Annotated in this window: 12 protein-coding genes; 1 reads left to right on the forward strand and 11 read right to left on the reverse strand. The window is 68.9% G+C overall.

Features of this window, described 5'->3' with window-relative positions:
* Positions 1-824: 824 nt before the first annotated feature.
* Complete coding sequence (locus ACIBL3_RS31300) at positions 825-1,076, forward strand: hypothetical protein (protein ID WP_396357340.1); 252 nt, start codon at positions 825-827, stop codon at positions 1,074-1,076.
* Between the two features lie 265 nt (positions 1,077-1,341).
* Here ACIBL3_RS31300 and ACIBL3_RS31305 read toward each other — a convergent pair whose 3' ends face one another.
* The 11 genes from ACIBL3_RS31305 to ACIBL3_RS31355 all read right to left on the reverse strand — a co-directional run bounded on the left by ACIBL3_RS31305 (position 1,342) and on the right by ACIBL3_RS31355 (position 14,849).
* Positions 1,342-2,241 (reverse strand): IS3 family transposase, encoded by a 900-nt coding sequence (locus tag ACIBL3_RS31305; protein ID WP_396357341.1) that lies wholly within the window; start codon positions 2,239-2,241, stop codon positions 1,342-1,344.
* 2 nt (positions 2,242-2,243) lie between these two features.
* The gene (locus ACIBL3_RS31310) at positions 2,244-2,537 is read right to left on the reverse strand and encodes a transposase (RefSeq protein ID WP_396357342.1); all 294 of its coding nucleotides are present in this window, start codon (positions 2,535-2,537) and stop codon (positions 2,244-2,246) included.
* Between the two features lie 12 nt (positions 2,538-2,549).
* Positions 2,550-4,301, reverse strand: a complete 1,752-nt coding sequence (locus ACIBL3_RS31315; protein ID WP_396357343.1) for a DUF222 domain-containing protein — start codon at positions 4,299-4,301, stop codon at positions 2,550-2,552.
* A 125-nt stretch (positions 4,302-4,426) separates the two neighbouring features.
* A complete protein-coding gene (locus ACIBL3_RS31320) occupies positions 4,427-5,566 on the reverse strand; it encodes a glycoside hydrolase family 28 protein (protein WP_396357345.1) in 1,140 nt (379 codons plus the stop codon).
* A 92-nt stretch (positions 5,567-5,658) separates the two neighbouring features.
* Positions 5,659-7,713: a hypothetical protein gene (locus tag ACIBL3_RS31325; RefSeq protein ID WP_396357347.1), complete on the reverse strand. Its 2,055-nt coding sequence runs from the start codon at positions 7,711-7,713 to the stop codon at positions 5,659-5,661.
* Positions 7,713-8,861, reverse strand: a complete 1,149-nt coding sequence (locus ACIBL3_RS31330; protein WP_396357348.1) for a DUF5605 domain-containing protein — start codon at positions 8,859-8,861, stop codon at positions 7,713-7,715. The genes ACIBL3_RS31325 and ACIBL3_RS31330 overlap by 1 nt, the downstream gene beginning before the upstream one ends.
* Positions 8,858-10,252, reverse strand: a complete 1,395-nt coding sequence (locus tag ACIBL3_RS31335; protein ID WP_396357349.1) for a DUF5060 domain-containing protein — start codon at positions 10,250-10,252, stop codon at positions 8,858-8,860. The genes ACIBL3_RS31330 and ACIBL3_RS31335 overlap by 4 nt, the downstream gene beginning before the upstream one ends.
* Positions 10,249-11,316 (reverse strand): exo-alpha-sialidase, encoded by a 1,068-nt coding sequence (locus ACIBL3_RS31340; RefSeq protein ID WP_396357351.1) that lies wholly within the window; start codon positions 11,314-11,316, stop codon positions 10,249-10,251. Before ACIBL3_RS31340 ends, ACIBL3_RS31335 begins: the two co-directional genes overlap by 4 nt.
* Positions 11,310-12,818: an ABC transporter substrate-binding protein gene (locus tag ACIBL3_RS31345; protein ID WP_396357352.1), complete on the reverse strand. Its 1,509-nt coding sequence runs from the start codon at positions 12,816-12,818 to the stop codon at positions 11,310-11,312. Before ACIBL3_RS31345 ends, ACIBL3_RS31340 begins: the two co-directional genes overlap by 7 nt.
* A gap of 28 nt (positions 12,819-12,846) precedes the next feature.
* A complete protein-coding gene (locus ACIBL3_RS31350) occupies positions 12,847-13,854 on the reverse strand; it encodes an ABC transporter ATP-binding protein (RefSeq protein WP_396357353.1) in 1,008 nt (335 codons plus the stop codon).
* On the reverse strand, positions 13,851-14,849 hold the full coding sequence (locus ACIBL3_RS31355) for an ABC transporter ATP-binding protein (protein WP_396357354.1): 999 nt from the start codon (positions 14,847-14,849) through the stop codon (positions 13,851-13,853). The genes ACIBL3_RS31350 and ACIBL3_RS31355 overlap by 4 nt, the downstream gene beginning before the upstream one ends.
* Between the last annotated feature and the right edge of the window lie 6 nt (positions 14,850-14,855).

The following is a 14,855-nucleotide window of genomic DNA, read 5'->3' on the forward strand; positions in this document are numbered from 1 at the left end:
ACGGCACCGCGCCCACTCCCGCCGCACCACGCCGCACCCGCACCCCGCCAGTTCATGCCACGCCGACTCCCGTCGCGCCGCGCCCACTCCCGCCCCACCGCACCACACGGCACCGCGCCCACTCCCGCCGCACCACGCCGCACCCGCACCCCGCCAGTTCATGCCACGCCGACTCCCGTCGCGCCGCGCCCACTCCCGCCCCACTGCACCGCACGGCACCGCGCCCGCTCCGCCGTACAGCGCGACACCCGCACCCGCCGCAGCGCGCCACGATCAAGACGACGGCCTCGCGGTCGGCGACCGACCCTTGGATCAGCGAGCTCTCGCCCCGGCGCAACACTCAAGTCGCGGCGGATCATCGATCACGGTGGGTAGATCTCAACTCCGCGCAGGAGTTGGCGCGAGACTCGGCGGCTCGCTCGCTACACCGTCCCACGGGTCGAGAGAGCTCGTGGCGCCTGCCTCGGCGGCATTCGGGCCACCGGACTGGCGCGCTCCCGCGCTCGCTTCCCGAGCCGGTTCGTCACCCCACATAGCAAACCGGGCCGCCTCCCGCCGAACACCGTCGTCTGCCTCCCACCGCGAGCGAGCCTGACCGCCCCATCCGGCTGGAGCCCGCTGCCCGTCGACCTCGGCTGCACCGAAGCACCCAACGGGATCCGCCCTCCGGTCGAGACAGGTTGACGCGGCGTCCGGACCATCATCCGACGGTACGTCGACGCGCACAGGCACCCCACCTCGTACGACTCCTGACGTCCCCACCGCAGCGGTCACCTGCGTCGCAGCCAGCGACTGACTTTCCGCAGACGACTGAGCTGGTGCAGGTGCCCAACCTGCTGCAGGCGATTGAGCTGCTGCGGGCGACTGTGCGCCAGGCGGCCGAGCTACGGCAGGCGCCTGCACCACAGCCGACGACTGACCTGCTGCACAAGACTGAGCCGGTGCAAGCGGCTGAGCCCGTGCAAGCGGCTGAGCCGGTGCAAGCGGCTGAGCCGGTGCGAGCGACTGAGCTCCTGCGTCTGGCTGAGCTGCGCCAGGCGACTGAGCTGGTGCAAGCGGCTGAGCAGCTGCCGTAGGCGGCTGGGGTGTGGCGGGTGGCGGCGCCGTGGCGGGTGGGCGGGGTTTCGTGCCCGTCTCGGTGATGCCGCTGGCAAGCCCCGGCAATCCCCTGAAACCGTAGAGACTTGAGATTTGGTGTTTCGGTCGTTGGCCGGTCTCCCGCTGGCTGCCCGGCGGGCTCGGCCGGAGTCGGGGTCAGGGCTGGCCGGAGGCCACCCCGGAGGGGCTTGGCCTTGACGTCGGCGAGGACGAGGTCAGACTCGGTGTGCGGGATCGGGTCGTTCACGCTGCCTGGTCGTGGTCTGGTTCGTGGCCGGTGTGGTGGGTGAGTTCGTAGTCGATCGGGGAGCGCATGCCGAGCGCGGAGTGGCGCCGGTCGTGGTTGTACTCCTCGATCCAGGCCGCCACCCGGGTGCGGGCCTGGGTCTTGGTGTGGAAATGCTCGAGCATGCGCAGCTCGAACTCCACGGTGGAGTGCCACGACTCGATGACCGCGTTGTCCAGCGCCGACCCGGCCCGGCCCATGGACTGGGTGATGCCCAGTCGGGCGCAGCCGGCCCGGAAGCTGCCGGCGGTGTACTCGCTGCCCTGATCGGTGTGCATGATCACCCCGGTGACGGCTTCGCGGCCGCCGCGGACCGCGACCGCCATCACCAGCGCGTCGTAGGCGAGCTCGGCATCGTGGTGTTCGCTCAGGCAGAACCCGACGATCCGCCGCGACGCCATGTCCAGCACGCTGGCCAGGTGCAGCTTGCCCTCGTCGGTGACGATCTCGGTCCCGTCGCCGTACCACTTACGGTTCAGCTCGCCGGCACCGAAGTCGCGACCGATCAGGTCTGGTGCCCGCCACTTCCCCCGGCCAGGGCGGGTGGTCTGCTTACGGCGACGTTTCCGCCGCGCCTGCAACCCGAGCTCGGCCATGAGCTTGGCGACGGTGTTCTTGCTGACCCGCCAGCCCTCATCGCGCAGATCGGCGGTGATCCGCGGCGACCCGTACTTGCCCTGGTGCGCTGCGAACCACCGCCCGATCGCCACCTTCAGCTGTTCGCGACGGGCATGCTGCAGTGAGGCGTCGCCATGTCGCCATTTGTAGAACCACGCCTGGCTGACCCCCAGCGCCCGGCAGCTAGTCGCGTGTGGCACGCCGTGTAGCTCCCTCTGGGCGGCGATGAACGCGGCCACGGCTACCGGCCCATCGCGTCCTTGACCCAGAGGGCCACTGAGCGCTTGAGGACATCGCGCTCCATCGACAGCTCGGCGTTCTCCCGACGCAACCGAACCAGCTCTGCCCGCTCATCCGCACTCAAGTGCCCGTCACCACCGCGAGCCCGCCGGTCGGTGGCCACCCAATTCGCCAGCGTGCCCGAGTTGATGCCCAGCTCGCGGGCCACCTGCGCAATCGGTTTACCCGTCTCCCGAACAATCCGGACCGCGCCCTCGCGGAACTCCCGATCAAACTTCCGTCGCGCCTCAGCCATCGCCCTCACCTTCTAAGGGGATGTCTCCACGCTACGAGGGGAAACCCACCCGTCACCGAGCTCGGCCGTTGGTGGATGCGGATGGAGTGGCTTTGGGTGCGAAGGGCGGTGGGGTGGGTCGGCCCAGGTGGGGCGGGTGACGTGGACTGTGCCGTTGGTGATGGTGATTTTCCAGTGGCCGGCGTGGAGGTCGCTGTGGTGGCGACGGCAGACGAGGGCCAGGTTGTTGATGGCGGTGGGGCCGCCGTCGATCCAGGACTTCAGGTGGTGGGCGTCGCACTGGATGGGTGGGGCACCGCAGACGACGCAGCCTTTGTCGCGGGCGTTCAAGGCGCACCGCATTGCGCGAGTGACCAGGCGTTCGGAGCGGCCGACGTCGAGTGGTTCGGAGTTGGAACCCAGTACCAGCGGGATGATCTTGGCGTCGCAGGCCAGGCGGCGGATCGTGGCCGCTGACAGCGCGTCGCCGTACACCATTCGTCCGGTCGCGTTTGCCGTGGCGGCTTTCAGGTCGTTGAAGTCGATGGTCACGGTGATGTTGGCCTTCGCGCCAAATCCGGGCACCCAACCAGCGCCGGCGTCGGCCCCGGCGCGGCCGCTGTCCGCGGTGGGGCCAGTGTCCGCGGTGGGGCCTGCGTTGGCGGTGGAGCGGGCGGCGGCAGGGTCGGTGTCGGCGGTCGGGGCGGTGTCGGCGGTCGGGGCGGTGGTGGCGGTTGGAGTGGAGGCGGTGCTCGAGCGGGTGGTGGAAGTACGTGTGGCGGGGCTGGTGTCGGTGGCTGCGGCGGCGATGGTGAGGGCGGCGGTTAGGGCGTCTGCCTGGCGCTTTTCGCGGGGGCGTGGGTCCAGTTCGCCGTCGAGGGTTTTGTGGGGGCGGGCGCCGGCGTGGGTGAGGGAGCGGAGGAGTTCGGCGTTCTCGTTGGCGAGGTAGCCGCGGAACTTCACGCCGTTGTCGGCGTTGCTCAGGGTCAGGGTCTCGCGTGCGTTGGCCTTGTGCTCGTCGGGTTCGGGGCCGTCGGAGTCGAGGAGGTCGGCGATTTCCTTGCCAGCTTTGCGGAGTTCGGCGGGTGACAGGTGGGCTGCCAACCTGACCAGTTGTTCTTCGGCTACCGACAGGTCGTCTGCTGGGACGCGCTTGGCGACGCGCTCGAGGGTGGAGACGATCGCCTGGGCCTGCGCAGGACGCAGAGGGCGTGCGCAGGCAGAGGCGGCATCTCCCGTCGCTGGCTCGGCGGGGTCGCTGGTGTCGCCGGTGGCGGCAGAGTCGGCGGGGTCGCCGGTGTCCGCGGTGGCGCCGGGGTCGTCGGCGTCGCCCGTGTCCGCGGTGCCGGCAGAGTCGGCGGCGTCACCGGTGTTCGCGGTGCCGGCGGAGTCGGCGGTGTTCGCGGTGCCGGCGGTGTCGCCGGTGGCGGCGGTGTCTGCGATGTCGCCGGTGGGGGCGGCGTCGGCTGTGTTGCCGGGGGCGGCGGGGTGGTTGGGGGATTTGGGGTTGGGGAGGGCTGTGGAGACGGCTGGGTACTTTGGGAGGGTGCGGGCTAGGTGGACGTCTCGGTGGGCTTCGGTGGGGTTGAGGCGGTAGCGGAAGGCTAGCAGGCGGGCGGTGTCGTGGGCGCCTAGTTCTTCGGCGTAGCCGGTGTCGTCCAGGCCGGCGATCAGATGTAGGCGGTAGGTCTGGAGGCTGGCGAGCTCGGCGTCGACCGTGTCGAGAGTCGACAGCATCTCGCTGCCGCTCATCGACCACACCGGTCGCTCACCCAGAGGCTCCATGCAGCAACTCTAGGCAAGCCCACCGACAGATTTCAAAGCGGAAAGCCCTTATTTTCAAGGGATCCTCAGCGACTCAGGTTATCCACAGTCCCGCGCACTTGTGGACAACCACCGGTTCCGAACAGCTAGTTGCCCTCAGCACCATCATGCGCGGCGGTGAGAGCCAGGTTGTGGACTGGGGATTGTGGGGTGTCCCGGACCTCGAGCGTGCTGGGGGCGTCGCGAATGTGCAGGCCGGAGATGGAGATGTCGCGGATGGTTGGGTGGTGAGGGCCGGTGACGTCGGGGTCGGCGTGGTGGGTGTTGATGAAGACGGCGGCGGCGGTGAGGGAGTCGGCTCGGGAGTCGCGGAGGGCGATGTGTTCGATGTGGCCGCCGCGGTGGGAGTTGGTTTTGAGGCGGAGGGCGTGGTCGAGGTTCGGGCCGGTGAAGTGGAGGTCGCGGGCGAGCACGTTGCGGATGCCGCCGCTGGTTTCGCTGCCGATGGTGACGGCGCCGTGGCCGGTGCCGAAGCGGCAGTTCTCGATCACGATGTTCTCGCAGGGTACGGCGACCCGCCGGCCGTCGGCGTCGCGGCCGGACTTGATCGCGATGCAGTCGTCACCGGTGTCGAACGAGCACCCGCTGATCACGACGTCGCGGCAGGAGTCGGGGTTGCAGCCGTCGTTGTTCGGACCGCGGCTGTCGACGGTGATCCCGCGTACGACGATGTCGGAGCTGAGCACCGGGTGGACGACCCACATCGGCGCGTTGATGATCCGGACATCCTCGATCCGGACGCGGCGGCAGCGGTACGGCTGGATGAAGCTGGGGCGGAAGCCGTGGCCGGGTTCGAAGCGACGCTCCCCGACCGGGATGTCGGCGGCGACCAGCTGCAGGAGACGGGTCCAGTCGGCGACCGGCTTGGTGTCGCGCCACCAGTTGTCCATGGAGGCGCCGCCGTCCAGGGTGCCGGGGCCAGTCACGGCGATGTTCACTTCGTCGTAGGCGTAGATCAGTGGCGAGTGGCTGAGCAACTCGATCCCCTGCCAGCGGGTCCGGACGATCGGGTACGACGACGAGTCGGTGAGAAATCGCAGTGTCGCGCCGGCTGTGAGATGCAGCTCGACGTTGCTGGACAATCGAATCGGCCCAGTGAGGAACGTGCCGGCAGGAACCACGACACGACCACCGGTGAGCTCGCAGGCCCGGACCGCGAGGTCGATCGCAGCCGAGCAATCGGAGTCCGTCCGCGCGCCGAACGTGGTGATGAGGTGATCGGTCATCGCACGCGCCTTGCGTGCTCGTGATCGGTCATCGCACGCGCCTCGCATGCTCGTGATCGGTCATCGCGCCGGCCTCGCGTGCTGGTGATCGGTCATTCGGTGGGCTCGCGGAGTTTCAGCGCGTTGGTCAGGGGGACGGCGATGACCCAGGACGGGTTCCAGGTGTTGGCGTGGCCGCGGCGTTGCCAGTGGGTTTGGAAGACGGCTTCGCCCTGCTCGCCGACGATCTCGAAGTCCCAGTCGCCAGGATGGCCGCTGATGGTCTGGGACATCGCGTAGAGGGAGGTCTCGGCCGCCTCGACGTACTGCGGCTGATTGGTGAGGCGGCCGAACTCGTGCAGCTCCGACGTGGGGAAGAAGACGTCCAGGTGGTGGTTCTGGACGCTGACGGTGGGCCAGCCGACGGCGTTGAACTCACGGGCGCGGAGCGGGGCATCGAGGTCCTGTTCGGGGGACCAGACGTAGACCCAGGTGAGGATCCAGTCAGCGGCGACCTCGGCCCACGAGGCGTAGAGGTCGTCGCCGGTGAGGCGGTAGAGCTCGTACGCGGCGAGGAAGTAGTACATCCCCGCTTCCTTGTCCTCGCAGGCCGCGTCCAGCGTGGAGCGGGCGAACGGCCGGTCGAAGGTCCGCGCGTGCTGCCCGTGGTAGCGCGTCAGCCACGTCGTTGCCTCCGACAACAGCCAGGAGTCGTCCAGTACGGCGGACGCCTTCAACGCAGCCAGGACACACGGGATGCCGGCCGCCGAGACCGCGGTCGACGACGGGGTCCCGTCCAGGCGCCAGCCGATCGGGAACGTGCCGTCGGGAAGCAACGCCGCGCGGATGAACTTCAGCGACGCGACCAGCGCATCCGGCCAGGACGGCGGCACCGGTTCGCCCTGGGACCGGAACAGCGCGATGATCTCGGCCAGGTCGGCGATCGTCTCGCCGTACGCGCGGCTGGACACCATCGCTCGGCCACCGGAGCGGAAGCTGGTCCAGCGCCGGCTGCCGACCTGGTAGGCGTTGTGCCGCAGTCCGGGCGTCCGCGTCGAGCTGCCGGCCAGGTAGAACTCCACGGCCGCTCGGCACCGGTCGATGCGGGTGCGGTCCCCCGACTCGAAGCCCAGCCGCGCGTCGCACCAGGCCAGCTTCAGCGCCTGGCCGGTCCAGCCGTAGAGGAAGTGCCGCGCCTTGACCGGTCCATTGCCGGCGACATCGCTGAACTTCGTGTAGCCGGCCACGGTCCCGTCGCGGTACCAGCGGTTGTCGAGCGCAACGGTCTTCCGCGCGATGATCTCGTCCAGGTCGAGTGGCGCAGCACCCGGCGAGTCGAACAGCGACCGACCGGTCTGCACGAGGTGCCGGAACGCGTGCCCGCGGTACACCTGCGGACCCCAGTCGAACACCAACTGCTGGGTGTAGACCTCACCCGGCAGCAGCGTCAGGTAGCCGTCGTCAGTCGACTCGGTCTCGGCCTTGCTGATGTAGCGCACGTCCTGCTTGCCGTCGAACATCAGTACGCCGCTCAGCGCCGCCACCACCGGCCCGTCGCGCCGAATCAGTCCGAGCGAGCCGTACCGCACAAGTCCGTCGGCCGAACGGCGTGCTGCCGGGCGAGTGAAGACGCTCAACCAGCGGCGTTCGCGCCCGTCGCGCCACTCGAGGTTCACGCCCGGGATCGGCAGCCGGTCCTCCTCTGCGATGAACCCACCGCCGGGCGCCGGGCCGATCCGCGGTACGGCGCGGGCCGGGTCGGCGGACGGGTTGTCGTTGTAGAGCAGGCCGGGCAGCGTGATCTGGCTGTCGGTGAGCCGGCCGATGTCGAGCAGCAGGCCGACGGCGAGGTCGCCGAGCCGGCGCTGTCCGGTGTTGCGCCAGCGGAACTCGAGGTTCAAGCGGTCGGCCTCGTCGAACGACAGGCGAACCTCTACCGCGACCGGTCCGGTGCGGCAGCCGGCGCGATGTTCGCCGGGGCGGCGGGAGATCCACCAGCCCTCCGGTTGCATGGCGTTCGGCTGCCACGGTCGGCCCGCCGAGCAGGTCAGCAGCTCCGCAATAGGCCGGTCCACGTAGGTGGTTGCGTTCAGGCCTAGGTGGAGGACTACTCCGGCCGGGGTTCTGCGGAGTTCTGCGGTGCGGTTGCCGGAGACGAGTGCGGGCATCAGGCGGTCCGCCGGATCTGGATGGCCTGGTACTGGGTGCCTGGCAGGCGCACGGTCAGCGACTCGGCGACGGTCTCGACGGTGCGGCGGACGCTGTGGTTCCAGACGTCCAGGACCTCCACCTGGTAGGTGCCGGCGGGGAGGCTGAACGTGCGGTCCGGGAACTGGTGTTCGCCGAGGTACTGCAGGTAGTAGCTCCCCGGTACGGCGAGCGTCGGTGCGTCCCGGTAGTCGTCGATCGGCTCCACGCCGTCCGGCAGCTCATCCAGCACCTCTCGCAGCAACCGCAAGCGCTGCGCGGCCAAACCAGTCGGCCGCACTCCCCCACCCGACCACGGGGCGCCGGCGTGGGCGGCGTACCACTCGCCGTGGGTTACGTGGGCGCCTCGGACGGTTCCCTCCCAGATTCGGGTGAGCATCTCCTGTGGCGTGAGGCTGGTGTCGGGAGTAGGTCCGTTGCCCTCGTAGCCGCAGGCGTCTGCGTGGACTGGTTTGTCGTAGTCGCGGCGCAGTGCAGACACGCCACGGAGGTTCTCCAGTGGCACGCTGAGGTGGGTGAGCCAGGGGACGCCGGGGTCGGTTGCCGCGTAGGCGGAGATGAGGTGACGGCCGGAGTCATGCTCCGCGATCAGCTCGGCCACGGCACGCACATCGGTGGTGTTCTCGATGCACCAGGTGATGTTGCGGTACGCCGCGAGCCGATTGACCACCTCGGGATCGAACGAGTCGACCAGGATCTCAGCGCCCATGTCGATCGCCAACAGGTCCCGCACCTGCACGTCGAGCGGGTCACGAAGGCGGACGCGGTTGAAAGGTGAGGCGGCCAGCGCGCGGCACGCCTCAGGCCAGTTGTCCGGCGTCCCGAACCACGTGGTCGTCAGCGGGTGGTACGGCGTCCCGTCAGCGAAGCGCAACGTGGTCCCGGACCGGCGGATCGGACCGTGTGTCGTCGCAGGGGTGCAAGTGAAGGCGCCCGACACAGCGCCCGTGTAGTGCCAGGTGCCTTCCAGGCTTGGCATGAAGCGGATGAGCCACTGGTCCCCGTCAAGGAACGGCTCGACATAGGCGCCCTCCCCGGAGTCGTGCGAGAACTCGACCGGGCCATCGACCGGCAGTTCGAAGATCGCCCAGCGCTCTACTTCTGTCATCGGGTGCCTCGCAGCGCTAGGTACGGGCGTGCCGGAAGCGGGATCCGGCAGCGCCCGCAGTAGGAATCGATAGGTGTGATGGTCATGGCCAACGTGTCGATCAGCTCGAAGTTGTACGACGCATCCGGTAGGTCGAGCTCGACGTACGACGGTTGCCGATCGCCCAAGTAATGCAGGACGCACCGCGCCGGATCGACGTCGCCGTTCGGCAGCCGCGGTACGCCGGCCATCACGTCCCGCAGGAAGGCGATCCGCGCACTGCTCTCGCCGTACAGCCGACCGCCGATCGAGATCCACGCGCGGGTCGCGCGGTCGACGAACGACTCGCCGTGGCCGACGTACCCGCCCAGCGTCATGCCCTGCCAGAACCGATGCACGAGCTCGGCAGCAGTCAGGTTGCCCCACCGACGGCCCGCGTTGCCCTCGTAGCCGATCTCGTCGATCACCACCGGCTTCGGGCAGGACCGCCACGCAGCGACCTCGGCGCCGTCCCAGTGCTGCACGCTCTGGTGGGTGATCCACGGCTTGCTGAAGTCGTACGGCGTGAAGACCTCGTACATCTTGGTCCCGTTGTGGATCGACCGCAGCCGCTGATACGGGTCGAACCGCTGCACCAACTGCAGCAGCCGGTCCCAATCCGCGATCGTCTTCTCGTGGTTGAAGTCGTACTCGTTCGACAGCGACCACCAGACGTTCCGGTACGCCGCCAGCCGGGCGACCACGTAGCGCAGGTACGCCGCGTCCTGCGCCGGCGTCAGCCGGTCGAAGCCCCAGACGCCGCGGTCGTAGGGGTGGAACAGGATCAGGTCCGCCTGGATCCCCAACGAGAGCAGATCCGCGACCCGGCCCTCGAAGTGCCGGAAGAACTCCGGCTCGAAGCGGTCGACGTCAACGGCGCCAAAGGACCCGGCAAAAGGAATGCGCTCCGGACGCATGCCCTCGGTCGGCAGCAGGCACATCCGCACCTTGTCGAACGGCGCCGACCGCAACGAGGCGAGCGTGAGCTCCTGGATCTCCTTGGACTCGTACGTCCAGTGGTAACAAGTCGTCCCGATGCAGTCGTAGCGGCTGCCGTCGGCGTACGCGAAGTGGTGCGCGCCGTGCGTCCCGACCGGCCCGTGGTTGCCGGGGCCGGGCGGGACGCACTCGAACGAACCGCGCTGTCCGTCGAGCTCGGGGGCTGAGCTGGAGGTGACGTAGTCCCACCGGCCGACCCGGTCCGGCGAGAAGCGGGCCCGGTAGACCCCGTCCCCGTCGTAGAAGCCGTCGACGGTCACCACCCGGTTCCGGTAGCGGTACGACACCCGCAGTACGACGTCCGCGAACGGGTTGCCGTCCGACGGCCCGGAGTAGGTGACCTCGTGCAGCCCCCACTGCTCGACAGAACTCATGGAAGTCGGTCTCCTGCCTGGATCCACTCCGGGGAGAGGATCACGTGCTTGATCGTCTTGCGCAGATAGGAGTACGCCACGTGCAGCCGGCCGTCGCGGGTCTGCAGCAGCGTCGGGTACGAGTACCCGAACTCGTTGTCGCGGTACTCCTCGTCCTGCACCTGCAAGTTCCGCCAGTACGGCCAGGTCGCGCCGTCGTCCTCGGACAGCGCCAAGGTCAACGGAGTCCGCAGGGTCTTCCGCCGTACGCCGCCGTTGCCGTCCGGAACCCACCGGAACTGGTCCCGCTCGGCCGACGAGTCGTTGAAGACCAGCACGAGCCGGCCGTCGGCCAGCCGGAGCAGCTGGATCGCGGAGTTGTTGTTCGGCAGCGCGGTCCGCTCCGGCGCCGACCAGGTGCGACCGTAGTCCTTCGATATCGACCGGTGGATCCGGTCCGCGGCCCGGCTGCGGAAGTACCCGAGCAACTCGCCCGGTGCGACCTCAACAGCACTCAGCTGAACCTGTCCCAACCCTTCCGGTAGGTCGCCCGGTGCCCAGGTACGGCCGCCGTCCGAGCTGAGCTGGACGACCGTGGTCTCGCCGTTCTTGTCGCAGTCGTACGCCGGGAGCAGCCAGTCACCGTTGCTGAGCACAACAACCGGGTTCCGGATGAAGCTGCCGAGCCGGTCGAAGAGCACGTCGCTGGGTCCCCAGGTGAGCCCCCCGTCGCGAGAGATCCGGCGGAGCACCCGCGAACTACTCTGGTCGTGCGGCTCGTTGGATGTGTGCAGGAGCCAGACCTCGCCCGAGGGCAGCACGAACAGCAGTGGGTTCTGCTCGGACCGGTCGGGGTCGGCGGACAGCTGCACCGGTTCGAGCCATCGCGAAGTGCCCGCGGGGAGGCGGGACAGGACGATGTTCGTGTCCCGCTCGCCCTCCCCCGGACCGTTGAACCAGGCACACAGCAGGTCGCCCGCCGGTGTCTCCACGAGTGTTGCGGCGTGACTGTCGCCCGGATGCAGCGTCGGCAGTAGGGCCGAGCCCTCCCTCAGCACACCGTCGAAGCGGGGATCGGTCACCATGTGAGTCCTGCGGCGGCCTGGGCCTTGATGTAGTTCGGGATGTCGACCTGCTCGGCGACCTGCAGCGACGAGTCGACGTCCATGCCGTCGATCAGCACGTGCTGCCGGAACACCTTGTACAGCGGGATGTCCCAGTACTCGGTGTTGTGGTAGTCCTTGACCACCGCGTTGTCACCCCAGTACACGGCCGACGTGTCGATCCCTTGCAGCTCCGGCAGCGCCGTGCCGAAGGCGCCGACGACCGCGGGGGTCTGCAGCACGGCCTTCACGCCGTACGACGAGATCCGGGTCTGGATCTCCTCCGAGACCAGGTACTTGATGATCTCGAGTGACTGATCCTTGTGCGCCGACTGCGGCGGGATGAAGGCGGCGCGGGCGTTCGGCTGGTAGATCGCGGTGGAGCCGCGGGACAGCACCGGCATCGAGGTGACGCCGATCTTCACGCTCTTGGCCCACTCGGCGTAGTCCTCGGCGTCGTCCTCCTCGACGTACAGCGGGTTCAGCGCGTACGCGTTCAGTTTCGACAGCGTGTGCACCGACATGGCCAGGTGACCCGGGAAGCTCATGTCGCCCTTGAAGAAGTCGTCCACCGTCGTGAACGTGTTCCCCGGCAGCTGCAGGAACCGGTTCATGTTGTAGGCGACTTGCTTCCACTCCGCCGTGGTCAGGTTGACCTTGACGTCCTCCGGCGCCGGCTGCTCGCTGCTGCCGGGCACGAACGGGTAGAGACCGAGCTGATTCAGCGCCAGGTAGTTGTCCGGGTGCTGCATGAAGCCCTTGTAGTGGTCGATCCCGTCCTGCCGGGTCAGCGACTTCGCGGTCTTGTAGATGTCGTCGTACGTCGACCCGACCTTGGGGTACCGGACTCCGAACTTGTCGAAGATCAGCTTGTTGTAGAGCAGCACGTGCTCGTCGATGAACACCGGGACGCCGTACAGGCCGCCGTCGGAGCGGGACTTGACCTGCTCGACCGAGCCCAGGTTGAGCGCGGACAGGTCGATGCCGGCCTGCTGCACCAGCGGGGTCATGTCCTGTACCCAGCCGAGCGGCTCGAGGTCGCGGTCGATCCGGGTCCGCGGGTCCTCGATGATCAGGTCCGGCACCCGGCCGGCCCGGGCGAGGTCCTCGTACCGGATCGGGTAGTCCCAGGTGGCGTACTTGAGCTTCACGTTCGGGAACTTGGCCCGGATCGCGTCGCCGAACACGGCGTTGAAGTACCGCGTCGCCTCGCGGCCGGCGTCGTCGCCGCCGAGCTCGAACGGCTTGAAGTTCACCGCGAAGACGAACAGCTCGTCGTCGGCCACCGAGAACGGCTTGCCGTAGCGGTTCGGGATGTCGACCACACCGGCCGCGGAGCGTGCGCCCGCGCGCGGGACGGCGGAGGTCGAGCTGGTCGCCGCGGCGGTGGTGGCGGGCAGCGCGCCGCCGAGGGCGGCGAGGCCGCCGATCAGCGCACTGTTCCGCACGAACCCACGACGGGACATACCTTGCTTGTCGGACATGCTGGGCCTTTCATAAGGGGCGGTGGCGTCACGCCGAGACGGCGGCGGTGACGCCCTTCAGCTCGAGCTGCTCGGCGAAGTGGCAGGCGACACGGCGGCCACCGACCTCGCGCAGCTGAGGGACTTCGGTGCGGCAGCGGTCCTCGGCGTAGCCGCAGCGCGGGCTGAACGGGCAGCCCGGCGGCACCTTGGACGGGTCCGCGATCTCGCCGCGCAGCATGATGCGGGACCGCTTGCCACGCGACGCGGGATCAGGATCGGGTACGGCGCTCAGCAGCGCCTCGGTGTAGGGGTGCAGTGGCTTGCTGTACAGCTCGTCGGTCGACGCGCTCTCCACCAGCTTGCCGACGTACATCACCGCGACGTCGTCGGCGACGTGCTCGACGATGCCGAGGTCGTGGGAGACGAACAGGTAGGTCAGGCCGGATTCCTCCTGCAGGTCCTTCAGCAGGTTGAGGATCTGCGCCCGGACCGACACGTCGAGCGCGCTGACCGCCTCGTCCGCGACCACCAGCCGCGGATCGGTCGCGAGCGCCCGGGCGATGACGACACGCTGCCGTTCGCCACCACTGAAGGCATGCGGGTAGCGATGCGCGTACTCCGCTCGCAGCCCGACTCGCTTCAGCAGCGCCGCAACCTTGTCGTCGATCTCGTCACGTGTGCCGGCCTCCTGCACCCGCAGTGGCTCGGCGATGATGTCGCGCAGCGTCTTGCGCGGGTCGAGTGACGAGTGCGGGTCCTGGAAGATCAGCCGGACCTCGGCGCGGTACGGCTTGAGCTGCTTCTCGGACAGCTTCGCCAGGTCGACGCCGTCGTACAGGATGCTGCCCGACGTCGGCTCGTAGGCCCGCACGATGCAGCGGCCGAGGGTCGTCTTGCCGCAGCCCGACTCCCCCACCAGCCCCAGCGTCCGGCCCGCCTTGATCGACAGGTCGACCCCGTCGACAGCCTTCACCACACCGCGATTCCGCCCGAAGAACCCGCTGTGCAGCGGGAAGTGCATCGTCAAGCCCTCGGTCGTCAGCAGGTCCCTCATCGTTCCTCCTCGCCGTACAGCAGGCAGGCGACGTCGATGTCGTCGGCGCGCACCCGCGCCGGCACGGTCAGATCGCACTTGCCGGCCATGAACGCGTCACACCGCGGGTGGAACCGGCACCCCGACGGGCGCTCGTACGGCGGCGGCACAGTCCCACGTACGGCGGCCAGCCGGCCCCGGCCACGTTGACCGAGCCGAGGGACCGAGCGGACCAGCGCCTGCGTGTAAGGGTGCTTCGGTTCGCTCAGGACGGACGCCGCCGGTCCGTGCTCGACCACCTCGCCGAGGTACATCACGGCCACCTCGTCGGCGACCTGTGCGGCCACGCCGAGGTCGTGGGTGATCAGCATGATCGCCATGCCGAGCTCCTGCTGGAGGTCCTGCAAAAGATCCAGGATCTGCGCCTGCGTGGTGACGTCCAGCGCCGTCGTCGGCTCGTCCGCGATCAGCAGCCGCGGCCGGCAGGACAGCGCCATCGCGATCATCGCTCGTTGCCGCATGCCACCACTGAGCTCGAACGGGTAGGAGTCCACCCGGCGCTTCGGGTCCGGGATGCCGACCCGGCCGAGCATCTCGATCGCCCGCTCCCGGGCCTCGGTCTTGCCGAGGTTCTCATGCAGCCGGATCGCCTCGATCATCTGGTTGCCGACCGTGTGCACCAGGCTGAGCGAGGCCATCGGCTCCTGGAACACCATCGCGATGTCCGACCACCGCACCTCGCGCAGCCGCTTGTCCTTCGCGGCCAGCAGGTCCAGCGGGTCGTCCGACGGCTCGTCGCCGTACAGCAGGATCTGGCCGCCGACGATCCGCGCCGGGCGCTCGACCAGGCGCAGGATGGACCGCGCGGTCACGCTCTTGCCGCACCCGGACTCGCCGACCACGGCCAGTGTGCGGCCGCGCCGTACGGTCAGGCTCACGCCGTCGACGGCCTTGACCACGCCGTCGTCGAGCTCGAAGTGCGTCCGGAGGTCTCGGACTTCCAGGAGAGGTTGCACGAGGTC

It is taken from the genome of Kribbella sp. NPDC050124 (assembly GCF_044460355.1).
Classification (GTDB): Bacteria; Actinomycetota; Actinomycetes; order Propionibacteriales; family Kribbellaceae; genus Kribbella.